Raw genomic sequence first — 26,082 nt, 5'->3', positions numbered from 1 at the left:
GCTCGACCACGCGGGGGCGCATCCCTCAGTCCTGCCCGCCCAGGTCGGCGATGCGGCGGGCCGTCGCATCTGCGTCGGCACCCCGGGCCACGGCGACCCCCAGGGCGTATGCCGCGATCGGCGCCAGCGGACGGTCGGCCCCGTGGGCGACGCGCTTGGCCAGCTCGAGGACGCGCTCGACCGCGTGGACGTCGAGCGGCTCGCCGGCGACCTCGCCCACGCGGTCCAGCCAGTGCCTGTGCTGCTGCTCGATCTCGCTCGCTTTTCTCATGCGCCCACGGCCCCACCGAGGCCCCGGGCCGACCCGCCGGGCGGCGGCCGCGGGGCCTCCGTCCGGCACGCACCCGGCCCCACCGCTACCGTCGGGGGCGACCCGCACGACCCGAGGACAAGGAGCACCCCATGTGGCACGACGTCCTGATCGTCGGTGGCGGCAACGCCGGCATCTCCCTGGCCGCGCGGCTGCGGCGGATCGGCGCCCGTGACGTCGCGATCGTCACGCCGGACCGCCCGCACCGCTACCGGCCCATGCTCAACTACGTCGCCGGCGGGCAGGCGTCGATGACCGAGCTCACCCGCCCGGCCCTGGAGGTCGTGCCCGACGGGTGCACCTGGCTGCCCAGCCGCGCCGTCGCGGTCCACCCGGAGCAGCGCGAGCTCGAGCTCGAGGACGGCGCCCTCGTCGGGTACGGCGACCTCGTCCTGGCCCCCGGGCTCGAGGAGGACCTGGACGGCATCCCGGGGCTGGCGGCGGCGATGGAGGCGGGCTGGTCGACCACGCCCCACCTGGAGAGCCAGGCCGAGCCCGCGTGGAGTGCCGTCAGGCGTATGACGGCCGGCCGGGTGGTCTTCACGATCCCTCCGGAGCCCTCCCCCTGTGGGGGCACGGCGCTCAAGCCGCTCTTCCTGGCCCTCGACCACTGGCGGGAGCAGGGCGTCCTGCCGGGGATCGACGTCCACCTCGTCACGCCGTACTCCGCCGTCCTCGACCTGCCGTTCGCCGACCGCCGGCTGGAGCCGCGCCTGGCCGAGGCGGGCGTGAGCGTGCACCATGGCTCGACCGTCGCGGCCGTCGACCACGAGGCGCGCACCCTCACCCTTGATGGCGCGGCGGACGGGGTCCTGCTCGACGAGGTCGACCACGCGTTCGTCGTCCCCCACTACCGCGGGCCGGGATGGCTGGCCCCGCTGGCCGGCCAGGACGTGGCTGGCCAGGTGGACGTCGACCCGGGGACGATGGCCCACCGCTCCGCCCCGCGGGTGTGGAGCCTGGGCGACGTCGCGGCCCTGGGGACGAGGCCTTCGGGCGGGGCCCTGCGCCGGCAGGTCGAGATCCTCGCCGACAACATCCGCGCCGCCCGGCTGGAGGAGCCGCTGAAGCGCTACGACGGCTACACGATCATCCCGGTCACGGTCGACCGCCGGCACCTGTTCCTGGCCGAGTTCGACCGCATCGGGGCCCAGCAGCAGACGACCGGCCTGGTCGACCTGACCGTGCCACGCCGCTGGCTGTGGGCCTTCGACCGCTACGTCGAGCCGATGATCTACTTCCGGTCGCTGCTCAAGGGGCGCCTCGTGCCCTGAACGCTGCCCACTGCGGTCGACCGGTCGAGGCCCCTCGGCGGGCCACCACAAGCCACCGCACGGTTTTCATGCACTGTGCATTACAATCCATCCATGTCGGTGCTCATCCAGATCCGTGACGTCGACGAGACCGTCCGCGACACCCTCAAGGCTCGGGCCGCGCGGCAGGGCATCTCGCTGAACCTCCTGCTACGACGGCTGCTCGAGGAGGAGGCGTCCCGCCCCGAGCGTGCCGAGGTGCTCGACCGGGTCGCGGCCCGGTCCGAGCGGTCCACCGTCTCCTCCACGGCGCTGATCCGCCAGCTCCGTGACGCCGACCAGCCACGGGACGCATGACCTGGGTCGTCGACGCCTCGGTCGTCGTCGACCTGCTGACGGGCGTCCTGGAGGCGGAACGGCTGGGCCCGGCAGCAACCGGTCGGTGGCACGCCCCCGCCCACGTGGACGTCGAGGTCCTGCACGCGGTGAGAGGCCTGGTCAGGGGCAGGCACCTGACGATCGGCCGGGCTCGCGACGCGCTCCACGACCTGCACGACCTGCGGATAGACCGGTGGGCGATGGATCGGTCCTCCGCCCTCAGGGCGCTGGACCTCGGTCGGAACCTGAGTGCCTACGACGCGGCGTACGTCGCCCTGGCCGAGGAGCTCGCCGCGCCGCTGGTGACCCGTGACACCCGTCTGGCCAGAGGGGCGACATCCTTGAGCGACGCGCGGGTGCTCGTCCTCTGACCCCGTCCGTGAGTAGCCACCTGGTGACGCCCGCCCGCCTCACACCTCGGAGCCGAGCAGCTCCCTGAGGTTGTCGTCGACCTCGGCCAGGTAGGACTCCTCGAAGCCGAACAGCCCGAAGTGCCCGGCGATCGAGTGCAGCGTGCGCAGCTCGCTGCCGGGCACCAGCTCCTGCTCGCGGGCGCAGTCGCGGGGCGGGAAGAACATGTCCTCGTCGATCGGCATGACGAACGTCTTGGCGGTGATCCGGCCGAGGGCGGCGGCCAGGTCGCCGCCGGCGTTGCGCGCGACGTCGCCGCGCTGCCACTTCCAGGCCATGGCCAGCAGGGCGTTGGGGTCCATCGCGGCGAACGTGGGCCGCAGGAAGTTGTCGCGGAACTCCTCGAAGGTGTCCCAGCTGACGTCCGGCAGCTCGACGTTGCGCCAGAACTCCGAGCGCCAGAACTCGGTGGACAGGCCCATGACGGCCCAGATGTCGGCGTGCCGACGCAACCCCTCGCCGACGTCCGCGGCAGCGGCATACTCCCCGCCGTTCCAGCCCGGGTCGGAGGTGATGGCGTCCATGAGCGTCTGGGTGAAGAGGAAGTCGTGCGGGGTGTTCTGCGCGGTGCCGGCGATCATCGCGGCCCGCTGCACCCTTTCCGGGAAGCGCACCGCCCACTCCCAGGTCTGCTGGGCGCCCATCGACCCGCCGACGACCAGGGCCAGCCGTTCGATGCCGAAGACCTCGCGCAGCAGCTGCTCCTGGGCCCGGACGTCGTCGCCGATCCGCACGTGCGGGAAGGAGGACATGGCGATCTCGCCGTCGGTGTTGTGCGGGGAGGTCGACAGGCCGTTGCCGATCTGGTTGACCACGACGATGAAGTACCTCGACGGGTCCAGCGCGCGCCCCTCGCCGATGTAGGTCAGCTCCCACGTCTGGTGGGTGCCGGAGAACCAGGTGGGGATGAGGATCGCGTTGTCCTTGGCCTCGTTGAGCTGGCCGTAGGTGGCGACGGCGAGCTGCAGGTCGGGGATGACCCCGCCCTCCTCCAGCTCGAACCGGCCGACGGAGTGGAGCTCGTAGGCTCCCTGCACCTCGGGGCTGTAGAACGGGTTCTCCAACGTCATCGCTGTCTCCTCGTCGAGCAGGGTCGGGGTGCGACGAGCCTAGCCGGGGGTGCGGCACTGCTGGGTCGTGGCGCCGGCAGCGCTGAGGACGGTCACCGATCGACGACCACCCCGTAGTAGTCCCGGTCCAGGATCATCGCCGAGTAGTAGAACCGCCGGTCGATCTCGTCGGAGATCGCCTGCCGGTAGCCCTCCGGCACCTCCACCCCCTCGGCGGGCGTGAACTCCTGGGCCACCGCGTCATACCTGCCCATGTCGGTGAGGAAGCTGCGGTCGCTGAAGATGACCAGCGGCTCGGCGTCGGAGAAGACGTCCCGGCCCATGAGCAGCCGCGAGTCGAACTCCAGCCCCAGGAGGTTGGACAGCGTGGGGATGATGTCCATGCTCGCGACCGGCTCGTCGACGGTCACCGGCTCCATCCCTGGCGCATACATGACGAGGCTGTTGCGGTAGAGCTCGACGTCGTCCACCTCGTGCCCCTCCAGCTCCTCGATCTGCTCCCGCGTCAGCCCGTAGGGGTAGTGGTCCGAGCTGAGCACGACGAGGGTCCGGTCGGCGACGCCGTCCTCCTCCAGCTCCTCGAGCAGCAGCTCCATCGCCCGGTCCAGCTCGATCTGGGTCGCCATGTAGGCCTTCCCCGCCTCGGAGTAGGGCAGGTCCTCGACCAGCTCCCGGTTCTTCGCCGCGATGAAGTTGCCGCCGAAGTTGTACTGCAGGTGCCCGCTGACGGTCATGTAGTAGGCGTGGAACGGCTCCTGCTCGAGCACCTCCGGCATGGTCAGCTCGATCATCTCCACGTCCGACTCCGGCCAGGTGGGCGTGACGTCCAGCCCGCTGCCCAGCCCCTTGTAGTCGTAGCCCAGGTTCGGGTGCGAGACGTCCCGCCGGTAGTAGTCGTAGGTGTGGTTGTGGTAGGCGAGGGTCGCATAGCCCAGCCGCCCCAGCTGGTTGCCCATGGCGAACGGCATCGCGTTGTCGCCCGACTGGTACATGCTCCAGACGCCGCTCTTGGGGATCAGCCCGGTGGTGGCCACGTACTCCCCGTCGGAGGTGCTCACGCCCCAGATGGGGGTGTAGAAGTCGGTGAACCGGAAGCCCTCCGTGGTCAGCCTGTGCAGCGTGGGCGTGACCTCGGGGTCGACGGCGAGGTGGGAGAAGCCCTCGGCGGTGACGAACACGAGGTTGTAGCCCTCGAACCGGCCGGTCTGCTCGTTCTGGACGGTCGGTTCCCGCGCGGCGAAGTACTCGTGCAGGGCGCGCAGCTCGTCGTCGTCCTCCTCGGCGGCGAGCTGGTCGAAGTCGATGTCCAGCACGTTGGGCTCCGGTGCCGCCTCCCGTTCCGGCTCGCCCCGGGCTCCCGAGGTCTGCCGGGCCCCGTCCGCGGGAGGCTCCTCGGTGACGGCCCCGTCGGGGGTATGCCGTGGGGGCGCCACCGCCGCCGGCGGCGCCTTCTCGCCGCCGAGGCCGAGCAGGTTGCGCTGCAGGTCGACCCGCATGCTCGTCACCAGCCCCAGCCGGTTGACCGCCGTCACCGGGTGCTGGTCGCGGTAGTAGGTGTCGTAGGCACTGTTCTGACCGCGGTCGCCCAGGTTGATCCCGGCCAGGGCACCGCCGACGAGGAGGACGAGCATCCCGGCGGTCACGGCCTGCTGCCGCCACGAGGCCCGGCGCCGGGGGCCGGCGCGGAACCGCGACCCGACGAAGACCAGCAGGGGCACCGACAGAGCCAGCAGCCACCAGGCGTTCTCGGCGATCTTGCCCACGATGTCGGCGGCGAACTCTGCCACCTGGCCGGCGTTGGTGGCGGAGAAGACCGTGTAGAAGGTGCCGAAGATGTCGTAGTAGATGAGCTGCGACACGAACAGCAGCGTGAGGAAGGCCAGCGCGAGCCCCACCGCCACGTCGCGGGCCCGCCCGGGCAGCAGCCCGGCGACCAGCGTGATCGCCAGGGCCGTGACCGCGGCGAAGACGGCGGCCCACAGCAGCCCGACGGTCAGGAAGGGCGCCTCGGTCCGTGCCCGCAGGATCAGCTCGAGAGCGAGGACCGCGATGAAGAGGAACCTGGCCAGGGCGAGCGGCCTCGCGCCAGCACCCCGACCGGGGCGTTGGCGGGCCGTCACGGGCGGCACCGATGCTCCACCCGGCGTCGTCGCCGGTGTCATCTGTCCACGGTACGCGCCGCGCGTCGCCTCGGGTCCGCTCCGGACCTGGTGTGTCGTTCAGCCGGCAGGAGCCCGAGGGTCGTCGCGCACGATCGCCTCGACCTGGTCCTCCCATCGCTCCTCCACCGGGAAGACCGACCGGACGAGCCAGGTCGCCCCGGCGTCGACATACTCCTGCGCGGGCACCCCGGCGGCCGGGTGCACGACGACGTCCCACCCCGGGCGGGCCTCGGCGCCGTCCAAGGCCAGGTAGTCGGCCAGCTGCTCGGGGGTGAGGTGGTCCTCCGGGCCGATCGGCACGATCCCGTCCCAGCGGCGGGCGCGGGCCAGCGGCCGACGGTGGGGCGCTACCCCGGCCACCCAGATCGGCGGACGGGGCTGCTGCACCGGGCGTGGGTGGAGGTCGGCCCGGACGCGGTAGTGGTCGCCGGCGACGTCGGTGGGGCCGCGCATCAGCCGGTCGACGACGGAGAGCCCCTCGTCCAGCATCGCGGCGCGCACCCGGGGGTCGGACTCCTCGCCCAGGTCGGCGAAGTCCCGGTCCGGCGGTTCGCCGAGGCCGACCCCGAGCACCGCCCGGCCGCCGCTGAGCCGGTCCAGCGTGGTGAGCTGCTTGGCCACGGCATAGGGGCGACGGCGTGAGAGCGGGGTGACCAGGGTGCCGAGGCGCACCGTGGCGGTGACGGAGGCGAGGGCCCCCAGCATCACCCACGGGTCGAGCGGGGCCGCCCCGGGCCGCCACTGCACGTGGTCCCACAGGAAGACCCCGTCCCACCCGTTGGCCTCGGCCTCCCGGGCCCAGCCGACGACCCGGGAAGGATCGGTGAACGGGGGGATGCTCACGCCGAACTTCATGGGCCCACGCTAGGCCCCCGGGGCATGGGTGTGGCCCGGCCCCCGGGGCCGCCTACAGTGGCCGCGTGAACCTGCACGACATACCTGTGACCACCCTCGACGGCCGACCGACCACGCTGGGCGAGCACGCCGGCCGTGTCCTGCTGATCGTCAACGTCGCCTCCCGCTGCGGTCTGACCCCGCAGTACGCCGGGCTCGAGCAGCTGCAGGAGCAGTACGGCGACCGTGGCCTGACCGTCGTCGGCTTCCCCTGCAACCAGTTCGGCGGCCAGGAACCGGGCACCAACGAGGAGATCGCGCAGTTCTGCTCGGCCACCTACGGCGTGAGCTTCCCGATGATGGACAAGGTCGACGTCAACGGGGCCGACCAGCACCCCGTCTTCGCCGAGCTGACCCAGGTGCCGGACGCCGACGGCGAGGCCGGGGACGTCGCGTGGAACTTCGAGAAGTGGGTCGTCGACGGACGCGGCGAGCCCGTCGCGCGGTTCCGCCCGCAGACCGAGCCGACCGATCCGCAGGTCGTCGACGTGATCGAGGCCGCCCTGGCCGGATCCTCCTCCCGCTGACACCGCACACCTCTCACCACCTGCGCCGCAACCACCGCCGTCGGGCCTTCCCCTGCTGCCAGCGCACCTCCACACCCTTCTCGCGCGCCAGCCTCTCGATCAGCCGGCCCACCTCCTGGTTCGCGTACCTGTCGTGCGCGTGCCGCACCCGCGTCCGCTTCCCGAACAGCGCATCCGCCTCGTCGAAGAGCAGGACCTCGCCCGTCTCCTGCGCACGGTCGAACAGGCGCGAGAGGTTCTTCTCCGTCTCCCCGATGTAGCGCGACACCACCCGCCGCAGGTCGACGCGCCGCACGGCGGCCGGCTCCTCGACGACGGACGGGACCACCAACCTCGGCGCGACCGGGGGAGCGGGCTCCGCCGGCGACCCGCCTTCCCCGGCCGCCACGGCCGCCTGCAGGTGGACCGTCCGCACCTCGAACTCCGCCGGCCGCACGGGCGCGAACCACAGCCGCACCACGAACCGCCCGGCGAGCACGTCGGCCTCGGTCATCGTCTCCCCCGGTCCGCAACGCACCCCGTAGGCCTGCTCCGGCTTGGCGCCCTGCAGCGCTCCCCGCCGCCACAGGTCGTGCAGGAAGCCCTCGGTCAGCCCCCTGACGCGGGCCCACAGCGCCGCGTCGTTCTGCTCGTCGGCGACGAAGCCCAGCCCGGCCGTCACCGACGCCAGCACGTGGTCGGTCAGCCGGCGCACGCTGACGTAGCGCGCGACCGGGTCGGCCGGCCGCCCGCCCGCGACCGTCCGCGCACCCCAGACGACCCGGCCGCGTCCGGGCAGCTCGCGCAGCGGGTTGACCCCGGCCTGCACCAGCCGGTCCACGTCCTCGTCCGTCAGTGTCTCGGCGAAGCCGTCGACCCCTCGCAGCTCGACGCCCGCCGGCGCCTTCCACACCCCCCGCTCGACGTCGGTGCGCGCGACCACCCCGGCGACCGCCCCCGACGGCGGCACGGTCACGCCGTCGACGACGCCCCACGGGTGGTATGCCGCGGCACGCTCCGCGTGATCCGTCACCGCCCCCAGCGCTGCCTCGTGCGCCGGTCCCCACGGACCGGGCGGCAGGTCGAGCAGCAGCACCGCGCGGGATGCCGCGCACCGCCCGAGCGCGACCCTCACCTGGTCGGGATGGGCCGCGGTCAGGCCGGGCACCACGAGCACCGTGACGCCCGATCCGTCGAGCGCATGCACCCCGCCGGGTCCCTCTACCGGGACCAGCTGCGCAGGCGCCGGACCCGCCGACCGGACGACCACCGCGCTGGTGCCGCCGTTGGCGAAGAACAGCTCGACCGCGTGACCCAGCGGCCGGTCGGAGTCGAGGCTCGGCCCGAACGTGGCGTGGTAGTCCGCCGCGCTGGTGACCGTCACCGGGGTGCCGACCGGCCCGGCGTCGGCCGCCCCGACGAACCCGGTCACCGAGGTCGGCAGCGGCTGTATGGGGGCGCCGGCGGCGCTGGGCTCGGTGTGCGGCATAGGCCATCCAAGCGCGCCTGCCTGCCCGAGCGCGAGACCCCGCCCCAACCTGCCGCACCGGGCGCGGAGGTGGTCCTTACCCCAGGGCGGCCTCGCACCGCTCGCTGCGGAGCCGGTGGACGAGCCGCGTCGAGGGCTCGACCCCGAGCTCGCGGCGCAGGGTCGTCCGCAGCCGGCCGAACGCCCGGAAGGCCTGCTCCCGGTTGCCCTCGGCGAGGTAGGCCCCGATGAGCACCTCGTGTGCGCTCTCCCGCAACGGGTCCGCCCGCACGACGAGCAGCGCCACGTCCACGGCCTCGGCGCAGCGCCCGCTGGTGAGCAGGCTGCCGGCCGTCACCTCCAGCGCGTGCAGCAGCCGCTGGCGCAGCCGCTCGCGCTCGTCGACGATCCAGTCGTCGTACCACCCGGGCAGCAGGTCGAGCCGGCACAGGTCCCAGCAGCCGTGGCACAGGTCGCGCGGTGAGGAGGTGCGCGAGATCACCCGGGCGGCCCAGCCGCCGAGCAGCCGCGTGTCCACCTGCACCCCCGGGGCCAGTCGCAGGGACGTCCGGGTCGCGTCCACCAGGTGGGTCCCGGCCGTGTTGACCCGCCACAGCGCGGTGCGCAGGTTGGCGGCGGCGTGCACGTCGTCGTCGTCGGGCCACAGCGTGGACGCGGCCAGCCGTCGGTCGATGACGCCCTCGTTGAGCGCGACGAAGGAGAGCAGCCGCAGCCCCCGGTCGGCCAGCCGCAGCTCCCGGCCCCCGAGACTGACCCGGGGATGCCCCAGCAGGTGGACCACCGGGGCGTCCGCATGCCCGTCGTCAGCCGCCAGGGCTCTCAGCAGTCCGTCGCTCATGTGACCCTCCGAGTAGTTCACACAGCCGATCGTCAACTCTATCCAGTTCTGCAGGTATAGGGGCGGACCGTCACGGCACCGTCACCGAGGCACGTCAGGGCTCCTCCCCCGGGCCCGACAGCGAGGCCAGCAGGTCGCCCAGCAGGATGACGACGTCGCTGGCCGCGACGCCGAGCGCGACGAGCCGGGCGCTCTGCCCGGTCGTCGCGTCGTTGAGCAGCCGGTGCCACATCGCGACCAGCTCGGTCTGGGAGATGCTCCCGTCCTCGCCGGGGACGACGTAGCCCTGCCCGAGGGCGTGGACGACCAGCGGCGCGAGCTGCTCGCGGGTCCGCTCCAGGGTGGCCCCGGCTGCGGCCTCGTCCCCGCGCAGCCGTTCGCCGGCCTCCAGCAGGACCCGCAGGGCCACGCTGCGCTCCAGCTCGCGCCGGCGCACGGTGACCCGGGCCAGGGTCGCGGGGTCCACGCCGTCGCGGGCGGAGGCCAGCTGGGCCTGCAGTGCGACCAGCTCGTTCTCCCCCGCAGACTCCCCCATCGCGGCATACTCCCGGGCCGCGGTCTCCAGCGCCGTCGACGCCCGGGCCCCGGCGTCCAGGTCCTTGGCGATGCACACCCGCAGCGCCTCGGTCGAGGCCTGCAGCAGCCGGACGTAGCGCGCGCGACGGTCGTGCAGGAAGGGCCTCATCGTCAGTCGAACTCCACGATCCGCGAGACCGTGCCGTCCTCCTCCTGCACCTCGCGCAGGAGGAAACCCTCCTCGAGCATCTCGGCGCGCACGACGAAGACGGTGCTGTCGGTGCTGCCGTCGGCCACGACCACGGTCTCGGGGTCGACCAGCAGGCTCTCGATCTCGGTGTGCGACACGACCGTCCGCCGGCGCACGTGGTCGAGGACCTCCGCGGTCGTCCGGGCCAGCAGGCGGTTGCTCTCGTCGGTCTCCAGGTAATAGGTCAGCAGCCGGGCGCCGGCGAGCGCGGCCCGGAAGATCTGGCGCCACCAGGTCACCACGACCGCCTCGGGGTGCGACGGGTCGGGGTTGGCCACGAGCTCGGCGTGGAGGTCGGCGGCCAGGCGGCGCACCTCGGACAGCTCCTCGCCTCCCCCCGTGCGCAGCCGGCGCCGGGGCAGCCCGCCCTGGGAGTGCTCCACCTCGGTGCGGACGGCCTCGGCCCACTGGGCCAGCGCGTCGACAAAGTCCTGCTCGGGCTCCACGAAGCGGACGGTCCGGGAGAACCGCGCCCCGGAGATCAGGACCGGCACGGTGATGTCGACCTTGGGGGTCCGGAAGCGGGGCACCGGGAAGTGCCGGAGCACCTCGTCCTGGTTGTACCGGTCGGCCAGGGCCCGGGAGTAGGCGTCGGCCGCCTCCCGGGCCCTGACCATCTCGGTGAAGATGTAGCCGGCGTAGTCGCCCAGCGTGACCTCGGCCATCGGTCCGGCCTCTCCGCCCGGACCGCCTCAGGCCGCCAGGATGTTGAGGATCTTCTCCAGGCCGGCGGGGATCTCGTCCTGCACGGCCTTGACGTTGACGTTCAGCGCGTACTCCTTCTTCACCTCGACGTTCGTGGCCGTCTTGCGCTGGTAGGAGGCCGACACCTTGAGGTTGACCGGTCCCCAGCCGCCCTTGACCTCGGCGTTCACCCCGAGCGCGTCGCTGGTGCTGGCCGACTGCACCGAGTTGAGCTTGACGTTGAAGTCGATGACCACGTGCTCGATCCGCAGCGAGGGGATGGGCAGCATCGCCAGCAGCGGCACCTTGACGGTGACGTTCTGCACGACCGGGTTGCCCTCGTCGTCCAGCTCGCCGTCGTCGCGGGTGTGGGTGAAGTCGACCATGACCAGCTCGCGCGGCTTGGAGGTGTCCGGCTCCCCGTCGTCGTCGAGCGGGTAGGCGAAGCCGACCTTGGAGATGAAGTCCACCGTCGCCAGCGACGAGGCGACCTGGGCGTCGACGGCGGCCTGCAGCGGCCCGCCGATCATCTTCCGGAAGTCGATGTTGTTCAGTTCGCTGGTGAGGTTGGTGGACACGCCCGGTGCCCGCTCCAGCCCGCTGGCCACCGCCGAGGACACGGTGTCGGTGGCCACGCGCGTCACCTCCTGTGCGGTCTGCTCCGCGTCGGGCGCGGGGTATGCCGCGTCCTTGCCTCCCCGTCCGGAGCGCGCCGGGCTCTTCCGCCCGTCGCCCCCGGTCTGCGCGCTGTCGTCCTTGTCCGCCATCTCCTGGCTCCTTCGTGCGTGGGTGGGTGCCGGTCACCCGTCGGTGGGCGCCGGCCGCTTGCTCTGCCGCTTGCGCGCGGTGCTCTTGCGCGCCGTGCCCTCGCCGGACCCGGCCTCGGTCTCCTCCGCCTCGTCGGGGAGGTCCTCCAGGTCGGCCGGGCCCGGGAGGTCCCCGCCGGCGTCCGTGCCCGGCGCGCCGACGGCATACGCCCCGGGGGTGGGGGGACCGTCCTGCCCCGCACCGGACGTCTGCGCGCCCAGGTCGGGGACGGGGCCGGACCCGATGCCGTCCGTGCCCGCGGACGCGCCGCCGGCCTGCACGGACAGCTGGTCCAGCGGGACCGGCACCGGCCCCTCGGCCCGTCCCGTCCCTGCGCCGGCCGTGGCCGCGGTGCCGGTCTGCCCGCCGGTGGTGACCGTGACGGTCACCTGCGTCGACTCGCTCATGGTGCGCTCCTGTGCGTCGTGGGGTCGGTCAGATCATGTAAGCGGTCGTAATCAGCCCGGAGGCGTCGATGTCGACGTGCACCGTGCGGTTGTTCGCGAAGGCGGTGTTGAGCAGGACGGTCAGGTTGGTGCACCCGTCCGGCGAGCCCTCCTTGATCCGCTTCCAGCCGGTGCCGCCGTCGAGGTTCGCCCAGGACCACTGGCTCCCGGAGTGGATGAACGTCGAGAGGACCTTCTTGTTGTGCTGCCAGGCCATGACTGCTCCTCGTGTCGAGATGGGTGGGTTGTCAGACGACGTACATCGTGTAGATGAGGGATCCGTCGACGTCGGCGTGGACGGGCCGCTGGTTGGCCATCGCCTCGCACAGGCCGACGAACATGTTGGTGACGGCGTCGGCGGAGCCGCCCTGGACCCGTCGCCAGCCGACTCCCTCGAGGTCGGCCCAGGCCCACTGCGACGTGGCGTGGGCGAAGGTGGCGCGGACCGTGCGGTGGTGGACCCAGCCGCGGGCGGCCGCTCCCCCGACCGACAGGTCGGCCGTGACGTCGTCCCCGGACCGGGCGATGTTCTCGACCGAGACCTTCGACGCGGCCCCGGCGTAGCTCTTGCTGCTCGGCGTGGTCGCGTCGGTGAAGGCGGCGTTGGAGCCGGTCGGGTAGACGTCGGTCGCGTCGCCGCGGTTGGCGTTGAGGTTGAGGTCGCGCCGGCCGTCCGCCTGCTCGATGTCCACCAGGTAGTGGTTCTCGTCGCTGTTGGCCTGCTGGGTGTCGTCGACGTGCTCGATGAGGAGGCCCTCGCCGGGGATGTCGGAGTCGAAGCCCGTCTGCTGACGGTTGCTCACCAGGAAGTACTCCGTGCTCGCGGCCGAGCCGACAGGGAGCTTGTATGCCGTCGCCTGCCTGGCGTAGGGCGCGATCGTCACGCTCCGGCTGGCGTTCCACACCACGGTGGGGGTGATCCATCCGGCCCGGGCCTTGCACCAGGCGGTGGGGTGGGCCGGCCGGTCGCCGCCGCCGTTCCAGCTGCCGCCGGCCATGAGGTCCCAGGCGCCGGTGCCGGCGGAGGAGTAGTCGGTGTCGTAGAGGTCGGGCCAGCCCATGAGCAGGTGGCCGAGCTCGTGGGCCATGACGCCGACCCGGCCGTCCTCGGGGGCCATGAAGTAGGTGGAGATCTTCTTGCCGTCCCGCGTCTGGGGGCTGATGCCCCACTTGTGCGACCACAGGTCGCCGACGTTGCCGGTCTGCTCCGCGCCGCTGCCGGCGCAGACGACCACGAGCGCCTCGACGGTGCCGTCGCCGTCGTTGTCGAAGGTGGAGAAGTCGACGTGGCCGTCGGCCAGCTGGAGCACGTCCTCGACCAGGCCCTGGGCGTTCTTGGGGTGGCTGCCGAAGCCGTAGTTGCCGTCGGTGTAGAAGGACTTCGGCCGGGGGGCACGGAACCAGCCTGCGGTCGGGCCGCCGGCCCCGGCGACCTGACCGGTGACGTCGAGCTTGCCGTAGGAGGCCTCGCGGAAGAAGTCGCGCATGCTGCCGTTGGCGGAGGTGCCGCTGGAGAACAGCAGGTCCTGGAAGTGCGCCTGGGTCCGGGTGGCCGGCGCGTCGGAGAAGTCCACCAGCAGCACGATCGCCCGGCGGGTGCCGAGCACCGGCGCCGCCTCCCTGCGGACCTCGCCGAAGGTGTCCGGTCGGGTCCGCGCCGGCCGGCTGGTGATGAGGTTGAACTCGCGCCAGCCGAGGCCGTCGCCGTTCTGCTCGCTGAGGTCGCGTCCGGCCGCCACCAGCTTCTTGGCGGCGCGGATCTTCTCCTCCAGCTCCGGGGCGGGCGGCATCACGCAGTGGACGGGCGGCCCTGTCTCTCCCCGGGGTGTGTGCACCTGGTTGCTGGCCACGGTGGGCCTCCTTCGTTGTCTCAGCGGGGTCTCGACCCCGTGTCCGACCGGCTGCGCACCAGCATCGGCAGGGGGCGTCACCGACCCGTCACCGCACCGTCTCGGCACCGTCGCCGGGCGTGGCGGCCGGGGCGGAGGGGGAGCAGAATGGCCGCAGGAGAAGAGGAGGTGGTGGACGTGAACGTCATGGCCGCACCGAACCGCAGCCGGATCAGGGCCCGCGTCGACGCCGTGGAGCCGGTCGAGGACCAGCCCAAGTGCTACTTCACCGTGGACGTGCTGGAGGCCCGGGCGGAGTCGGGCGGGCTGTTCGTCCGCCAGGGCGACTCCGCCCGGATGTTCGTGGTCGGCGACGAGCCGGGGCTGCGGGCGGGGGACGTCTTCGAGGCCGAGGTGGAGTACCTCGGCGGCCCCCAGGGCGGGCAGCTGCAGCTGCACGAGGTCCTGCAGGTCGAGCCGCCCGAACGGGACTCGCCCCCTGCGGGTGGGCGCGGCCCAACCCAGGAGTGACGGGCCGGGATGAGTGACGGACCGGAAGGCCCCGCCGCCCAGGTCAGACCCTCGCCTCCAGCACCATGTTGAAGTCGTTCGCCGCGGCCCGGCGGACCGTGCCGAAGCCGGCCTCGTGGAGGACCTCGGTCAGCCGTCCCTCCCCCGCCTGCGAGCCCAGCGCGAGCCCGACCGGCTGGGACAGGGAGTTGGCGGTGCACAGGAACGTCGACGCGGCGAAGCTGATCGGTGCCAGCGGCACGGTCGCCAGCGTGGTCGCCAGGTCGTCGGCCGCCCGCGGCTCGACCAGCAGCAGCCGGCCGTCGTCGGCCAGCGCAGCGCGCGCGTGCGCGGCCGCCCCGACCGGGTCACCCAGGTCGTGGAAGGCGTCGAAGTAGGTCACGACGTCCACGTCCCGGTCGGCGAAGCCGTGGGCGTCCCCGACGTCGAAGCGCACCCGGTCCGCCAGCCCGGCCTCGTCGGCCCGGCGGCGGGCGACCTCGACCGAGCCCTCGTGCACGTCGTAGCCGACGAAGCGCGACGCCGGGAAGGCCTCCGCGAGCAGCAGCAGCGGGGCCCCACGCCCGCAGCCGACGTCGACGACGGTGGCACCGTCGTGCAGCCGGTCGGACAGCCCGTCGATCGCGGGCACCCACTCGGAGAGCAGGCTGTTGCGGTAGCCGACGCGGAAGAAGCGCTCGATCGACTCGAAGATCGCCGGGTCCTGCTCCGACCAGGGCACGCCCCGGCCGGTGCGGAACGCCTCGGCGAGCTCGTCGGTGCGCCGGTGCAGACCGGTGACCAGCGGCGCGGCGCCGATCATCGCGGCCGGGGAGTCGTCCGAGGCCAGGACGGCGGCATGCTCGGCCGGCAGAACGAAGGTGCCGGTCTGCGGGTCGTGGCGGACGATGCCGACGGCGGCCTGCTGGGCGAGCCACTCGCGGACGTAGCGCTCGGCGGTCCCGGTCCTGGCGGCCAGACCGGCCGGGGTGACCGGGCCCGAGCCGGCGAGCGCGGCATACAGCCCGACCCGGTCGCCGACGACCATCATGGCGGCGGTGGCGCCGCCGGCGAGCATCATGCCGACCTGCTGGGCGAAGGCGCCCACCTGCTCCAGGTCGAGGTGGGGGGGTGCACCGTCGGCCGCCGCGGACGGCGTCGTCGCGATGCCCGCGGGGTCGGCGCGGTGGGATGCGGTGTGCGTGCTCATGGTTCCTCCTCGGCGGGTCGTGCTGACCGGTCCACCGTGGCGGGCGCCGCTTTCACGACGCTGTCACCGGGCTGTCGGGCAGACTGGCGCAGGTGGCACGGCTGCGGTTCGGCGTGCTCGGCACGCTGGAGGTGCTCGTCGACGGGCAACCCGTGCAGGTCCCTGCCGGGCGTCGACGGGCGGTGCTGACCTGCCTGCTCGTGCACGCCGGCTCCGCGGTCACGACGGACACCCTCGTCGAGGCGGCCTGGGGCGGGGAGCCGCCGACCGACCCGCGGGCCGCCCTGCAGACCGTGGTCTCACGGCTGCGGGCGCTGCTGGGGCCGGACGCGGTGGAGACGGTGGAGGGCGGCTACCGCCTGCCGGTGCCGCCCGCCGAGGTCGACGCCCTGCTCCTGGAGGACCTGCTCGCCCGCGCCCGCACGGCCGACCCCGGCATCGCGCTGTACCTGCTGGAGCAGGCCCGCCTGCAGTGGCGGGGACCGCCGTTCGGGGAGCTCGGGTCGAGCGCGCCCGTGCTGGCCGCCGCGGCGCGCCTGGAGGGTATGCGGCACGAGGCCGCCGAGCTGCACGCCGCCGCGCTGCTGGACCTCGGGGACCCGGCCCCGGCAGTGCCGCTGCTGGAGGAGCTGCTGGCCGAGGAACCCTACCGCGAGCACGCCGTGGCCCTGCTCGTCCGGGCGCTCTACCGGCTCGGCCGCCAGGCCGACGCGCTGGACGTGCTCGACCGGCACCGGCGCCGGATGGCCGACGAGCTCGGGCTGGACCCCTCCCCCGAGCTGGTGGACCTGCAGGCACGGGTCCTCGGGCACGAGCTGGAGCAGGAGAGCCCTGCGGAGCGCACGCCGTCGGACCGACCACCGGTCACGTGGCTGGAGGTCGCCGCTCCCCTCGTCGGGCGGGAGGACGACCTCGCCCGGCTCGTCGGGGCGGTGCTCGAGGGACCGGTGACGACCGTGACCGGCCCCGGCGGAGTGGGCAAGACCCGGCTGGCCGCCGAGGCGGTGCGCGTGCTGCCCGAGCGCTCCCACCTGCCTGCCACCGTGGCCGAGCTCGCCGGCACCGACCCCGGCGGGGTGGCGACCGCGGTCGCCGGTGCGCTGCGGCTCGGGCGCCGGACCGACGATCCCGCCGAGGACGTGGTGGACGTCCTGGCCACCACGCCCCACCTCCTCGTGGTCGACGACGCCGAGCACCTGCTGGCCGAGGTGGCCGACCTCGTCGGCCGGGTCGCCCGCCGTTGCCGGGGCACCCGCGTGCTGGTCACCAGCCGACGCCGGCTCGACCTGCCTGAGGAGACCGTCCTGCCCCTGGCCCCGCTCGCCACGCACTCCCCCGGTGCGAGGTCCGCGGTCGGCACCTCGGCCGCCGTCCGGCTGTTCACCGACCGGGTCCGACGGCTGCGGGCCGCGTTCGGCGTCGACCCGACCAACGCGGCGGCGGTGGCCGAGCTGTGCCGACGGCTCGACGGGCTGCCGCTGGCGCTGGAGCTGGCGGCGTCACGCACCGCGACCGCCGGGCTCGACGAGGTGCTCGCGCTGCTGCCCGCCGACGAGACGTCGACCCCCGGCGGGACGGCCGAGGGGCTGGGCCTGGACCGGACGGTCGACTGGTCCTACCGCCTGCTCAAGGATGAGCAGCGCCGGCTGCTCGCGTGGCTGTCGGTCTTCGCCAGCGAGTTCACGCCCGAGGCGGTGCGGGCGGTCACGGCATACCTCGATCCGCGGTCCGACCCCGGCGCAGCCCTGGCGGAGCTGGTCGAGACCTCGCTCGTGGCGTGCCGGGTGGAGGGCCGGGGTGCCCGGCTCCGGCTGCTGGGGGTGGTGCGCGAGTATGCCGCGGCGCGCCTGCGCGAGGCCGGCCCGGACCACGAGGCGGCGGCGCACCGGGCGCATGCGGCGTGGGTGGCCCGGGAGTGCGAGCAGGTCGCGGACGCCTGGGCGACCGAGGACGGGGTGCTGCTGCGCGACCGGGTCGAGGCGCTCGTCCCGGACGCCACGGCGGCGCTGCGCCGGACCGCGCGCCCCCAGGCACCCGACGTCGCCAGGGACGACCTCGTCGTCGCGCTGCGCATCGTGGCCGCCGTCGGCCGGTGCCTGCACTGGGTGCCCGGGCCGGCGCTGGGCGGGGCGATGCTCGAGGTCGCCGAGCTGGGTGTCACCCACCTGTCGCCCGGTGACCTCTCCGACGACGAGCTGGCCGCCGCCGGCGGCGTCGGGGCGGGGGCGATGATCGCCGTCGAGCACGGTGAGCTCGACCGGGCACGGCGCCTGGCCCTGGCGGGGAGAGACCTGGCCGGCGGCGCGGACGAGCCGCTGGCGTGCCTGGTGCTGGGGGTGGAGGCGATGTACCGCGGGGACGCGACGGCGGCCGCCGACTGGTTCGGGCGCATGGGCCGCACCCCCGAGCTGACCGGCGAGAGCCACGTCTCCCGGGCGCTGATGGCGCTCTACGCCGACGACCTCCAGGCCGCGCGCGAGCACGTCGCGGTCGCGACGGCGGCGGCCGGGGCGGGGTCGGACGCCGGGCGGGCGTTCACGCTCTACGCCGAGGGCGAGGTGCTGGCCCGCTCCGACCCGGCGGCGGGGACCGCCCGGCTGCGCGAGGCCGCCGCCGAGGCGGGACGGATCGGTGCCGGGCAGGTGAGCAAGGTGGCCCGGCTCGCGCTGCTCGCCCGGCTGGTGCGGGACGGTGAGACGGAGGAGGCGCGGTCGCTGGGCGGGTCGCTGCTGCGCGACCTGCACCGGACCGGGTCGTGGGCGCAGATCTGGACGATGCTCCGCGTGCTCGCCGAGCTTCTCGCCGACGAGGGGGCGTTCGCGGACGCCGCGTTCCTCCTCGGGGCGGCCGGGCACGACCCGTCGGCGCCGCCGCTCATGGGCGAGGACGTCGCACGGCACGCCGACCTGCGGCAGCGGCTGGCCGACGAGGTCGGACCAGCTGTCCTGCAGCAGGTCCAGGCGGTGGCCGCGACCACGCCGCGGGCCCAGGTGGTCCGGCGGGCGATGCGGCTGCTGCCGTAGGGCGCCGGGGGTGCCGAGGAACGGTCAGGACCTCCGCCGGCCCCCCTGCTCCCGCATGCGCTGCGCCTGAGCCAGGGCCCGCCTCCCTGCCAGGTACCGCAGCAGGAGGAACACCGGGATCGCCACGGCGACGATCAGCAGGATCGTCCAGATCTCACCCACGCCCGCGCCCCCTCATGCGTCGTCGCCGAGCCGGCCGATGCTCGTGCCGTCGGCGTCGACGCGCATGAGCACCGGTTCGGCGGCCGAGCCGCCGCGCACGACGACCACCGTCTCGCCGCGGTGCCGGTCGACGATCTCCTCCAGCCCCGCCGAGCCGTCCCCGAGTTCCCCGTGGCCGCTGTGGCAGGGCACTCCGAGGTCCTCGGCGAGGGTCTCGACCGGGCCGGTGTCGGGCACGTCGTCGGCGGCGTACACCGCCTGGACGCGCTCCCGGTAGAGCTCGGAGGCCAGCCACTTCACGTCATTGAGCCCGAGCGGGGTGAGGAGGATGATGCGGGCCGCGCACTGGAGGTCGCTCATGGTGCGACTGTATGCCGTCCGTCCGCGATCCGGGTGGGGCCCACCGCCGTCATCCCTGTCCCGCCCGTTCACCGGCGGCAGCGTCGTTCCCTGGTTCCACGAACCGGTTCGCCGGGTGACCCGGTGGAGCGCGTCCGGGTCACGGGACGGCCAGCAGCTCCTCGGCGACCTCTGCGGTGAGGACCAGCGCGTTGACCAGGCCGCCTCTCAACGCGGGGACCAACGCCGGCACGCGCGAGAGCTGGTGGCAGCTGGTGAGCACCGTGGGGATCCGGACGAGCTGCTGCCCGCTCAGGGCGATCACCCGCCGGGAGACCGACGTCTCGACCAGGCTGCCCTGCTCGTCGAAGAAGACGGCCGCGATCTCGCCCACCGCACCGGCGGCGGCGACCTCCTCGCGGGCCGCCTCGTCGACGGCGTCGTAGATCGTCGACTCCCCCGGCGCCCAGGCTCCGACACCCACCATCGCCACCGTCACGGTGTCGGCGGCGGCCAGGGCCTCACGCACGGCGGGGTCGCGGCGCACCGCCGCGGCGGCCTCCTCGTCGGGCATGACGAGGGGGGCGAAGAAGACGTGACGGCCGCCGCCGGCGATCCGTGAGGCACGACGCACGATGGCGACCGTGCTGCTGTCGACCTGGTTGGTGGCCATCGCGCCGCTGAGCTGCACGACCGGCACCCTCGGCAGGCTCGTCAAGGAGTCCACCATCGCGTGCACCGACCGGCTCCACGGCATTCCGAGCACGTCCTGCGGACCGACCAGGCGACCGAGCAGGTCCGCGGCAGCGCGACCGACGTCCTCCCGGGGCGAGTCCGAGTCCGGCACGACGCGGCACTCGCGCAGGCCCCACCGGCTCCTGACCTGCGCCGCCAGCTCGAGCACCTGCTCCTCGACCGGCTCGACGACCTCGATCCGCACGATCCCCGTCTCCTTGGCCACGTCCAGCAGACGCGCCACCTTGAAGCGGCTCAGGCCGAGCTCGGTGGCGATGTCCACCTTGGACTCGCCGTCGAGGTAGTAGCGGCGGGCCACCGCGGCCGCGGCGCGGCGCTCACCCAGATCCAGCACGTCTCCTCGTCCCATCCCGCGCCGCCTCTCCCTATCCGGGCCTGACGACGACGTCGCCAGACCCTTGACACCCAGGGCAAAGACTAGTTGACTCGGGCCGTTCGCTCAAACGTGCACACATGCTGCTCGCTTGAGACACCCCACGAAGGGTTCGAGACAGTGCAACGAAGCAGACGACCACGCACCGCGACGACCACGGCTCTGGGACTGACCGTCACCGCCTCCCTCGCGCTCAGCGCCTGCACCGCGGGCTGGGCGGGAGGAGACGCGGGGGCGGAGGGGTCGCTGAACGTGATCATGGTCAACAACCCCCAGATGGCCGACCTCCAGCGGCTCACCGCGGAGCACTTCACCGAGGAGACCGGCATCTCGGTCAACTACACGATCCTGCCGGAGAACGACCTGCGCGACCTGGTCAGCCAGGAGTTCACCAGCCAGTCGGGGCAGTACGACGTGGCCACCCTGTCCAACTTCGAGATCCCGATCTACGCCCGGGCCGGGTGGGTCGCCAACCTCGACGACTACATCGCCGCCGACCCGGACTTCGACCAGGACGACATCCTCGGGTCGATGACGACCTCGTTGACCGTCGACGGCAGCGTCTACGGCGAGCCTTTCTACGGCGAGTCCTCGTTCCTGATGTACCGCAAGGACATCCTCGACCGGGAGGGCATCGAGATGCCCGAGCACCCCACCTGGCAGGAGGTCGCCGACATCGCCGCCCAGGTCGACGGGGCCGAGCCCGGCATGTCGGGCATCTGCCTGCGCGGGCAGCCCGGCTGGGGCCAGATCTTCGCCCCGCTGACCACCGTGGTCAACACCTTCGGCGGCACCTGGTTCGAGTCGGACGAGCAGAACTCCACCAGCGGGATGCAGCCGAAGGTCAACGCGCCCGAGTTCACCGAGGCCGTCACCTTCTACGTCGACCTGGTCCGCGAGCACGGCCAGCGCGGGGCGCCCAACTCCGGCTTCGTGGAGTGCCTCAACAACCTCAGCCAGGGCAACTCGGCGATGTGGTACGACGCCACCTCCGCCGCCGGCTCGCTCGAGGCCGACGGCTCACCCGTCCAGGGCCTGCTCGGCTACGCGCCCGCACCGGTGGTCGAGACGGACAGCTCCGGATGGCTCTACGCCTGGTCCTTCGCGATCCAGGAGGCCTCGGAGAACAAGGACGACGCCTGGGAGTTCATCTCCTGGGCCTCCAGCAAGGAGTACGAGGAACTCGTCGGCCAGGAGGTCGGCTGGGCCCAGGTGCCCTCGGGCAAGCGGGCCTCGACCTACGAGAACCCCGACTACCTCGAGGTCGCCGGAGCCTTCGCCGAGCCGACGAGACAGGCGATCGAGGCGGCCGACCCGGAGAACCCCGGCCTCCAGCCTCGACCGGCGATGGGGATCCAGTTCATCGGCCTGCCCGAGTTTCCCGAGCTGGGTACCCAGGTGAGTCAGGACATCAGCGCCGCGATCGCGGGGCGGATGAGCGTCGAGGACGCCCTCGACAAGGGTCAGCGGCTGGCCGAGGACATCGCCGAGCGGTACGAGGCACGGGAGGAGAGCGACCGATGAGCACCCAGGTAGCCCCGGAGGCCGCTCGGACGGGGGCACCCCCGCCCGCCGAGCGGCAGAGCGGGATGTCGGAGGCGTGGCGGCGCCGGCTGCCGCTGCTGCCCGCCCTCATCTTCGTCATCGTGCTGACCCAGCTGCCGTTCCTCGGCACGCTGATCGTCTCGTTCATGAACTGGAACGCCTACTACCCCGACGACCGGGGGTTCGCGGGCTTCAGCAACTACGCCCGGGTCTTCACCAACGTCGACGCCCGCTCGGCGGTGGTCGTCACGGTCGTGCTGACCGTGAGCGTGGTGCTCATCTGCCTCGTCCTGGGTCTGGTCATCGCGCTGCTGCTCGACCGGAAGTTCCCCGGCCGGGGCGTCGTGCGCACGATGATGATCACCCCCTTCCTCCTCGTGCCGATCGCGGCGGCCCTGCTGTGGAAGCACGCCTTGTACAACCCCGAGTACGGCCTGTTCAACGGTCTGCTCACGCTCTTCCTCGGTGACGACGCACCCCAGCCCGACTGGGTGGGCAGCATGCCGCTGCCGGCCCTCATCGTGGCGATCTCCTGGCAGTGGACGCCGTTCATGATGCTCATCCTGCTCGCCGGGCTGCAGAGCCGACCGATGGACGTGGTCGAGGCCGCGCGCATCGACGGCGCCAGCGCCTGGCAGATCTTCATCCACATGACGCTGCCGCACCTGCGCCCCTACATCGAGCTGAGCGTGCTCCTCGGCACCATCTACGTGGTCCAGAACTTCGACCACGTCTTCACCATCACCGCCGGTGCCACCGGCAGCGCCAACCTGCCCTACTTCGTCTACCAGACCTTCTACACCGCCCAGGACTACGGCCGCGCGTCCGCCGCCGGCGTCGTCACGGTGGCCGGCACCCTCGTCGTGGCGATGCTCGCCCTGAGGACCGTCTTCACCGTCTTCCAGGAGGAGTCACGATGACCATCGCCCTGAAGCCCTCGAGCCAGCGCCGGACACCGTTCCGGGACAAGGCCGGACGGCAGGGCCTCGGCCTGGCGGTCCTGGCCTGGGCCATCGGCCTGCTCTTCTTCATCCCGTTCCTGTGGATGGTCCTGGTCTCCTTCCGCAGCGAGACCGACGCCGCGACCAACCCGCCCCAGCTGTTCGCCCCCTTCAGCGTGGAGGGCTACCGCAACTTCTTCGGCTCGGACCCGTGGGGGCCGCTGCTCAACTCGGCCACGGCCAGCGTGCTGTCCACGGCGCTGGTCATCCTCCTGGCCTTCCCGGCCGCCTACGCCCTGTCGATCCGACCCGTGGGCAAGTGGCAGGACGTCCTGTTCTTCCTGCTGTCCACCAAGATGCTGCCGATCGTCGCGGCGATCCTGCCGATCTACCTCTTCGCGCAGTTCTCCGGGCTGCTGGACAACATCTTCCTGCTGACGATCTTCTACACCTCGATGAACCTGCCGATCGCCGTCTGGATGCTGCGCTCCTTCCTCGCGGAGGTGCCCGTGGAGATGATCGAGGCGGCCCAGATCGACGGGGCCAACCTGTCGACCACCCTGCGCAAGGTGATCGCCCCCGTCGTGATGCCCGGCATCGCCGCGGCGGCGCTCATCTGCTTCATCTTCAGCTGGAACGAGCTGCTCCTGGCCCGGGTGCTGACCAGCACCGTCGCGCAGACGGCACCGGTCTACCTCACCGGCTTCGTCACCAGCCAGGGCCTGTTCCTCGCGCAGGTCTGCGCGGCCAGCCTGGTCGTGTCGATCCCGGTGCTGACGGCCGGCTTCGCCGCCCAGGACAAGCTCGTCCAGGGCCTGTCGATGGGAGCGGTCAAGTGACAGCCACGACCCGGCTCAGCGACGCGACGCTCGACCAGCTGCCCGGCACGGTCGCCCGGCCCACCTACGACCGCTCCGCCCTGTCGCCAGGCATCGTCCACCTCGGCGTCGGCGGCTTCCACCGGGCGCACGAGGCGATGTACCTCGACCGCCTCATGGAGGACGGCCGCGATCACGACTGGGCCATCGTGGGGGTCGGCACCATGCCCGGCGACGTCCGCATGCGGGACGCGCTCAAGGGGCAGGACTGCCTCTACACCCTGGTGATCAAGCACCCGGACGGGACGCTGGAGCCCCGGGTGATCGGGTCCATCGTCGACTACCTCTTCGCCCCGGACGACCCCGAGGCGGTGCTGGCCGCCATGGTCGACCCCCGGGTGCGCGTCGTCTCGCTGACGATCACCGAGGGCGGCTACCACGTCAACCAGGTGACCGGGCGGTTCGACCCCGACGACCCGGCCCTGCAGGCCGACCTCGACTCCCCCGGTACCCCGCGCAGCGCCTTCGGGTTCGTCACCGAGGCCCTGCGGCGTCGCCGCGCGGCCGGGACCGAGCCGTTCACGGTGATGTCGTGCGACAACCTGCCCGGCAACGGCGACGTCGCACGGGACATGATCGGCGCCTTCGCCGCCCTCCAGGACGAGCGGTCCCCCGACGGGGAGCCGCTGGCGCAGTGGCTGGCCGAGCACGTCGCCTTCCCCAACTCCATGGTGGACCGCATCACCCCGGTCACCAGCCAGGAGGACATCAGCGCCCTGGCCGGGCGGTTCGGGGTGGAGGACGCCTGGCCGGTCGTCTGCGAGCCGTTCACCCAGTGGGTGCTGGAGGACTCCTTCCCCACCGGCCGCCCCGCCTTCGAGGAGGCCGGCGCCCAGGTCGTCGACGACGTGGTCCCCTACGAGCTGATGAAGCTGCGCCTGCTCAACGCCAGCCACCAGGCGCTGTGCTACCTGGGGTACCTCGCCGGCTACCGCTACGCCCACGAGGTTTGCCAGGACCCGCTGTTCGTGGACTTCCTCCTCGGCTACATGGAGCACGAGGGCACGCCCACCCTGCCCGAGGTCCCGGGCGTCGACCTCGACGCCTACCGTCGCGAGCTCATCGCGCGCTTCGCCAACCCCGAGGTGCGCGACACCCTGGCGCGCCTGTGCGCGGAGTCCAGCGACCGCATACCGAAGTGGTTGGTGCCGGTCATCCAGCACAACCTCGAGCACGGCGGGCGGATCGAGTCGTCCGCGCTCGTCGTCGCCTCCTGGGCGCGGTATGCCGAGGGCGTGGACGAGCAAGGCGAGCCGATCGAGGTGGTCGACCGGTTCAAGGACAAGGTCATGGCGGCGGCCGCCCGTCAGCGCGAGGAGCCGCTCGCCTTCCTCGAGGACGAGTCCTTCTTCGGCGACCTGCGGCACGACGAACGGTTCACCACCGCCTACCTCGGGTTTCTCACGTCCTTGCACGACAAGGGTGCCCGCCTGACCCTGGAGGATCATGTCCGCGGCTGACGGTCCGCAGACGACGAGGACAGCCGTCCTGCTCGAGCCGGGCACGATCCAGGTGCACGAGCGGCCACGGCCGCGGCCCGGGCCGGACGAGGTCCTCGTGCAGGTGACCTCGGTGGGGGTGTGCGGGTCCGACACGCACTACTACACGCACGGGCGGATCGGGTCGTATGCCGTGACGGCGCCGCTCGTCCTCGGTCACGAGGCGGCCGGGGTCGTCGTGGGCGTCGGCGCCGACGTCGACCCGGCCCGGGTCGGCCAGCGGGTCTCGCTGGAGCCCGGCGTGCCCTGCCGGGAGTGCGAGCAGTGCCTGTCCGGACGCTACAACCTGTGCCCCGAGATGGTCTTCCACGCCACTCCCCCGGTCGACGGCTCGCTCAGCGAGGTCATCGTGCACCACCACGCCTTCGCCCACCCCGTGCCGGACGAGGTCGGGGACGACGCCGCGGCGATGGTCGAACCGCTTTCGGTGGCGCTGTGGGCCTGCCGCAAGGCGGCCGTGGGACCCGGCGACCGCGTGCTCGTCACGGGGGCCGGACCGGTCGGTCTGCTCTGCGCCCAGGTGGCCCGCGTGGCCGGGGCGTCCGAGGTCGTGGTCGTCGACGTCAACCCGCACCGGCTCGCGGTGGCGGCCGCGCACGGGGCCACGGACACCGTGGACGCCCGCGAGGTGCCGCTCGAGACCTGGTACGGCGGACGCCCCGCCCTCCACGTGCTGCTGGAGTGCAGCGGTCATCCCGGCTCGACGCTGGCCGGCCTGCGGTCCCTGGCCCCGGCCGGACGGGCCGTGCTCGTCGGGATGGGCGGCGACACCCTCGACCTGCCGGTCTCGCTGGTCCAGGAGCGGGAGCTGCTGGTCACCGGGGTCTTCCGCTACGCCAACACCTGGCCGGCCGCGATCGCCCTGGTCGCCTCCGGGCAGGTGCAGCTCGACGACCTCGTCACCGGGCACTTCCGCCTCGACCAGACCGCCGAGGCGCTCACCGCCGCGTCGGACGACCCGCACGCCATCAAGTCGATGATCCACCCGCAGACCTGAGAGAGC

General features: G+C 72.8%; 27 protein-coding genes. 11 read left to right on the top strand and 16 right to left on the bottom strand.

Annotation, left to right across the window (positions count from 1 at the left end; translation table 11 throughout):
- Positions 1–25: 25 nt before the first annotated feature.
- Entirely contained in the window at positions 26–271 is a 246-nt protein-coding gene (locus FJR00_RS10170; RefSeq protein ID WP_202876644.1) for a DUF6457 domain-containing protein, read from the bottom strand.
- 131 nt (positions 272–402) lie between these two features.
- Between FJR00_RS10170 and FJR00_RS10165 the strand changes: the two genes are divergently transcribed.
- The 3 genes from FJR00_RS10165 (at position 403) to FJR00_RS10155 (ending at position 2,312) form a co-directional block, all read left to right on the top strand.
- Complete coding sequence (locus FJR00_RS10165; RefSeq protein ID WP_141338618.1) at positions 403–1,584, top strand: NAD(P)/FAD-dependent oxidoreductase; 1,182 nt, start codon at positions 403–405, stop codon at positions 1,582–1,584.
- Between the two features lie 93 nt (positions 1,585–1,677).
- Positions 1,678–1,920: a FitA-like ribbon-helix-helix domain-containing protein gene (locus FJR00_RS10160; RefSeq protein WP_075958623.1), complete on the top strand. Its 243-nt coding sequence runs from the start codon at positions 1,678–1,680 to the stop codon at positions 1,918–1,920.
- Positions 1,917–2,312, top strand: coding sequence for a type II toxin-antitoxin system VapC family toxin (locus FJR00_RS10155; protein WP_141338617.1), 396 nt, complete (start codon positions 1,917–1,919; stop codon positions 2,310–2,312). Before FJR00_RS10160 ends, FJR00_RS10155 begins: the two co-directional genes overlap by 4 nt.
- A gap of 39 nt (positions 2,313–2,351) precedes the next feature.
- Here the strand turns inward: FJR00_RS10155 and FJR00_RS10150 are convergent, their stop codons facing one another.
- From FJR00_RS10150 to FJR00_RS10140, 3 genes are all read right to left on the bottom strand, one after another.
- Entirely contained in the window at positions 2,352–3,422 is a 1,071-nt protein-coding gene (locus FJR00_RS10150; RefSeq protein ID WP_141338616.1) for an alpha/beta fold hydrolase, read from the bottom strand.
- 92 nt (positions 3,423–3,514) lie between these two features.
- Complete coding sequence (locus FJR00_RS10145; protein WP_141338615.1) at positions 3,515–5,584, bottom strand: LTA synthase family protein; 2,070 nt, start codon at positions 5,582–5,584, stop codon at positions 3,515–3,517.
- A 57-nt stretch (positions 5,585–5,641) separates the two neighbouring features.
- Entirely contained in the window at positions 5,642–6,439 is a 798-nt protein-coding gene (locus tag FJR00_RS10140) for an LLM class flavin-dependent oxidoreductase (RefSeq protein ID WP_141338614.1), read from the bottom strand.
- A gap of 65 nt (positions 6,440–6,504) precedes the next feature.
- On the opposite strand from FJR00_RS10140, the gene FJR00_RS10135 reads away from it, so the two are divergent.
- Positions 6,505–7,005: a glutathione peroxidase gene (locus FJR00_RS10135; RefSeq protein WP_141338613.1), complete on the top strand. Its 501-nt coding sequence runs from the start codon at positions 6,505–6,507 to the stop codon at positions 7,003–7,005.
- Between the two features lie 13 nt (positions 7,006–7,018).
- On the opposite strand, the gene FJR00_RS10130 is transcribed toward FJR00_RS10135, so the two are convergent.
- From FJR00_RS10130 to FJR00_RS10095, 8 genes are all read right to left on the bottom strand, one after another.
- Complete coding sequence (locus FJR00_RS10130) at positions 7,019–8,473, bottom strand: phage tail sheath family protein (RefSeq protein WP_141338612.1); 1,455 nt, start codon at positions 8,471–8,473, stop codon at positions 7,019–7,021.
- Positions 8,474–8,549: 76 nt separating this feature from the next.
- Positions 8,550–9,311 carry an AfsR/SARP family transcriptional regulator gene (locus FJR00_RS10125; protein ID WP_141338611.1) on the bottom strand — a complete coding sequence of 254 codons (762 nt, stop codon included), beginning with the start codon at positions 9,309–9,311 and terminating at the stop codon, positions 8,550–8,552.
- Positions 9,312–9,405: 94 nt separating this feature from the next.
- Complete coding sequence (locus tag FJR00_RS10120) at positions 9,406–9,996, bottom strand: hypothetical protein (RefSeq protein ID WP_141338610.1); 591 nt, start codon at positions 9,994–9,996, stop codon at positions 9,406–9,408.
- 2 nt (positions 9,997–9,998) lie between these two features.
- The gene (locus tag FJR00_RS10115; protein ID WP_141338609.1) at positions 9,999–10,742 is read right to left on the bottom strand and encodes a hypothetical protein; all 744 of its coding nucleotides are present in this window, start codon (positions 10,740–10,742) and stop codon (positions 9,999–10,001) included.
- Positions 10,743–10,769: 27 nt separating this feature from the next.
- A complete protein-coding gene (locus FJR00_RS10110; protein WP_202876643.1) occupies positions 10,770–11,528 on the bottom strand; it encodes a DUF2589 domain-containing protein in 759 nt (252 codons plus the stop codon).
- 33 nt (positions 11,529–11,561) lie between these two features.
- On the bottom strand, positions 11,562–11,975 hold the full coding sequence (locus tag FJR00_RS10105) for a hypothetical protein (protein WP_141338608.1): 414 nt from the start codon (positions 11,973–11,975) through the stop codon (positions 11,562–11,564).
- Between the two features lie 28 nt (positions 11,976–12,003).
- Positions 12,004–12,231: a hypothetical protein gene (locus tag FJR00_RS10100; RefSeq protein WP_141338607.1), complete on the bottom strand. Its 228-nt coding sequence runs from the start codon at positions 12,229–12,231 to the stop codon at positions 12,004–12,006.
- Positions 12,232–12,262: 31 nt separating this feature from the next.
- Positions 12,263–13,864: a M6 family metalloprotease domain-containing protein gene (locus FJR00_RS10095; protein WP_202876642.1), complete on the bottom strand. Its 1,602-nt coding sequence runs from the start codon at positions 13,862–13,864 to the stop codon at positions 12,263–12,265.
- A gap of 147 nt (positions 13,865–14,011) precedes the next feature.
- On the opposite strand from FJR00_RS10095, the gene FJR00_RS10090 reads away from it, so the two are divergent.
- Positions 14,012–14,374 carry a hypothetical protein gene (locus FJR00_RS10090; protein WP_141338606.1) on the top strand — a complete coding sequence of 121 codons (363 nt, stop codon included), beginning with the start codon at positions 14,012–14,014 and terminating at the stop codon, positions 14,372–14,374.
- 43 nt (positions 14,375–14,417) lie between these two features.
- On the opposite strand, the gene FJR00_RS10085 is transcribed toward FJR00_RS10090, so the two are convergent.
- Positions 14,418–15,563: a class I SAM-dependent methyltransferase gene (locus tag FJR00_RS10085; RefSeq protein WP_202876641.1), complete on the bottom strand. Its 1,146-nt coding sequence runs from the start codon at positions 15,561–15,563 to the stop codon at positions 14,418–14,420.
- 92 nt (positions 15,564–15,655) lie between these two features.
- Between FJR00_RS10085 and FJR00_RS10080 the strand changes: the two genes are divergently transcribed.
- Positions 15,656–18,586, top strand: coding sequence for an ATP-binding protein (locus FJR00_RS10080; RefSeq protein ID WP_141338605.1), 2,931 nt, complete (start codon positions 15,656–15,658; stop codon positions 18,584–18,586).
- 24 nt (positions 18,587–18,610) lie between these two features.
- Here FJR00_RS10080 and FJR00_RS15755 read toward each other — a convergent pair whose 3' ends face one another.
- The 3 genes from FJR00_RS15755 to FJR00_RS10070 all read right to left on the bottom strand — a co-directional run bounded on the left by FJR00_RS15755 (position 18,611) and on the right by FJR00_RS10070 (position 20,192).
- Positions 18,611–18,748 (bottom strand): hypothetical protein, encoded by a 138-nt coding sequence (locus FJR00_RS15755; RefSeq protein WP_181409581.1) that lies wholly within the window; start codon positions 18,746–18,748, stop codon positions 18,611–18,613.
- A gap of 12 nt (positions 18,749–18,760) precedes the next feature.
- Entirely contained in the window at positions 18,761–19,108 is a 348-nt protein-coding gene (locus tag FJR00_RS10075) for a hypothetical protein (protein ID WP_141338604.1), read from the bottom strand.
- 139 nt (positions 19,109–19,247) lie between these two features.
- A complete protein-coding gene (locus FJR00_RS10070; RefSeq protein WP_141338603.1) occupies positions 19,248–20,192 on the bottom strand; it encodes a sugar-binding transcriptional regulator in 945 nt (314 codons plus the stop codon).
- 144 nt (positions 20,193–20,336) lie between these two features.
- Between FJR00_RS10070 and FJR00_RS10065 the strand changes: the two genes are divergently transcribed.
- The 5 genes from FJR00_RS10065 to FJR00_RS10045 are packed head-to-tail and all read left to right on the top strand — an operon-like array spanning position 20,337 to position 26,076.
- Positions 20,337–21,740, top strand: coding sequence for an ABC transporter substrate-binding protein (locus tag FJR00_RS10065; protein WP_377466672.1), 1,404 nt, complete (start codon positions 20,337–20,339; stop codon positions 21,738–21,740).
- Entirely contained in the window at positions 21,737–22,681 is a 945-nt protein-coding gene (locus FJR00_RS10060) for a carbohydrate ABC transporter permease (RefSeq protein ID WP_141338602.1), read from the top strand. Before FJR00_RS10065 ends, FJR00_RS10060 begins: the two co-directional genes overlap by 4 nt.
- Positions 22,678–23,541: a carbohydrate ABC transporter permease gene (locus FJR00_RS10055; protein ID WP_141338601.1), complete on the top strand. Its 864-nt coding sequence runs from the start codon at positions 22,678–22,680 to the stop codon at positions 23,539–23,541. The genes FJR00_RS10060 and FJR00_RS10055 overlap by 4 nt, the downstream gene beginning before the upstream one ends.
- A complete protein-coding gene (locus FJR00_RS10050) occupies positions 23,538–25,040 on the top strand; it encodes a mannitol dehydrogenase family protein (protein WP_141338600.1) in 1,503 nt (500 codons plus the stop codon). The genes FJR00_RS10055 and FJR00_RS10050 overlap by 4 nt, the downstream gene beginning before the upstream one ends.
- On the top strand, positions 25,027–26,076 hold the full coding sequence (locus tag FJR00_RS10045; RefSeq protein WP_141338599.1) for an NAD(P)-dependent alcohol dehydrogenase: 1,050 nt from the start codon (positions 25,027–25,029) through the stop codon (positions 26,074–26,076). The genes FJR00_RS10050 and FJR00_RS10045 overlap by 14 nt, the downstream gene beginning before the upstream one ends.
- The last annotated feature ends 6 nt before the right edge of the window (positions 26,077–26,082 follow it).

Origin of the sequence: Ornithinimicrobium kibberense, from assembly GCF_006519705.1 — a bacterium.
GTDB classification, from domain to species: Bacteria; Actinomycetota; Actinomycetes; order Actinomycetales; family Dermatophilaceae; genus Ornithinicoccus; species Ornithinicoccus kibberensis.
The sequence above is the reverse complement of the archived record's forward strand: the minus strand, read 5'-3'. Positions and strand labels throughout refer to the sequence as shown.

What these genes read in the sequence shown, in the direction of transcription:
- FJR00_RS10150 (WP_141338616.1), bottom strand. Translation starts at nt 3,422, where the DNA reads ATGACGTTGGAGAACCCGTTCTACAGCCCCGAGGTGCAGGGAGCCTAC.
- FJR00_RS10115 (WP_141338609.1), bottom strand. Translation starts at nt 10,742, where the DNA reads ATGGCCGAGGTCACGCTGGGCGACTACGCCGGCTACATCTTCACCGAG.
- FJR00_RS10130 (WP_141338612.1), bottom strand. Translation starts at nt 8,473, where the DNA reads ATGCCGCACACCGAGCCCAGCGCCGCCGGCGCCCCCATACAGCCGCTG.
- FJR00_RS10140 (WP_141338614.1), bottom strand. Translation starts at nt 6,439, where the DNA reads ATGAAGTTCGGCGTGAGCATCCCCCCGTTCACCGATCCTTCCCGGGTC.
- FJR00_RS10165 (WP_141338618.1), top strand. Translation starts at nt 403, where the DNA reads ATGTGGCACGACGTCCTGATCGTCGGTGGCGGCAACGCCGGCATCTCC.
- FJR00_RS10085 (WP_202876641.1), bottom strand. Translation starts at nt 15,563, where the DNA reads ATGAGCACGCACACCGCATCCCACCGCGCCGACCCCGCGGGCATCGCG.
- FJR00_RS10070 (WP_141338603.1), bottom strand. Translation starts at nt 20,192, where the DNA reads ATGGGACGAGGAGACGTGCTGGATCTGGGTGAGCGCCGCGCCGCGGCC.
- FJR00_RS10055 (WP_141338601.1), top strand. Translation starts at nt 22,678, where the DNA reads ATGACCATCGCCCTGAAGCCCTCGAGCCAGCGCCGGACACCGTTCCGG.
- FJR00_RS10170 (WP_202876644.1), bottom strand. Translation starts at nt 271, where the DNA reads ATGAGAAAAGCGAGCGAGATCGAGCAGCAGCACAGGCACTGGCTGGAC.
- FJR00_RS10075 (WP_141338604.1), bottom strand. Translation starts at nt 19,108, where the DNA reads ATGAGCGACCTCCAGTGCGCGGCCCGCATCATCCTCCTCACCCCGCTC.
- FJR00_RS10120 (WP_141338610.1), bottom strand. Translation starts at nt 9,996, where the DNA reads ATGAGGCCCTTCCTGCACGACCGTCGCGCGCGCTACGTCCGGCTGCTG.
- FJR00_RS10060 (WP_141338602.1), top strand. Translation starts at nt 21,737, where the DNA reads ATGAGCACCCAGGTAGCCCCGGAGGCCGCTCGGACGGGGGCACCCCCG.
- FJR00_RS10100 (WP_141338607.1), bottom strand. Translation starts at nt 12,231, where the DNA reads ATGGCCTGGCAGCACAACAAGAAGGTCCTCTCGACGTTCATCCACTCC.
- FJR00_RS10045 (WP_141338599.1), top strand. Translation starts at nt 25,027, where the DNA reads ATGTCCGCGGCTGACGGTCCGCAGACGACGAGGACAGCCGTCCTGCTC.
- FJR00_RS10110 (WP_202876643.1), bottom strand. Translation starts at nt 11,528, where the DNA reads ATGGCGGACAAGGACGACAGCGCGCAGACCGGGGGCGACGGGCGGAAG.
- FJR00_RS10105 (WP_141338608.1), bottom strand. Translation starts at nt 11,975, where the DNA reads ATGAGCGAGTCGACGCAGGTGACCGTCACGGTCACCACCGGCGGGCAG.
- FJR00_RS10160 (WP_075958623.1), top strand. Translation starts at nt 1,678, where the DNA reads ATGTCGGTGCTCATCCAGATCCGTGACGTCGACGAGACCGTCCGCGAC.
- FJR00_RS10090 (WP_141338606.1), top strand. Translation starts at nt 14,012, where the DNA reads ATGGCCGCAGGAGAAGAGGAGGTGGTGGACGTGAACGTCATGGCCGCA.
- FJR00_RS10155 (WP_141338617.1), top strand. Translation starts at nt 1,917, where the DNA reads ATGACCTGGGTCGTCGACGCCTCGGTCGTCGTCGACCTGCTGACGGGC.
- FJR00_RS10145 (WP_141338615.1), bottom strand. Translation starts at nt 5,584, where the DNA reads ATGACACCGGCGACGACGCCGGGTGGAGCATCGGTGCCGCCCGTGACG.
- FJR00_RS10125 (WP_141338611.1), bottom strand. Translation starts at nt 9,311, where the DNA reads ATGAGCGACGGACTGCTGAGAGCCCTGGCGGCTGACGACGGGCATGCG.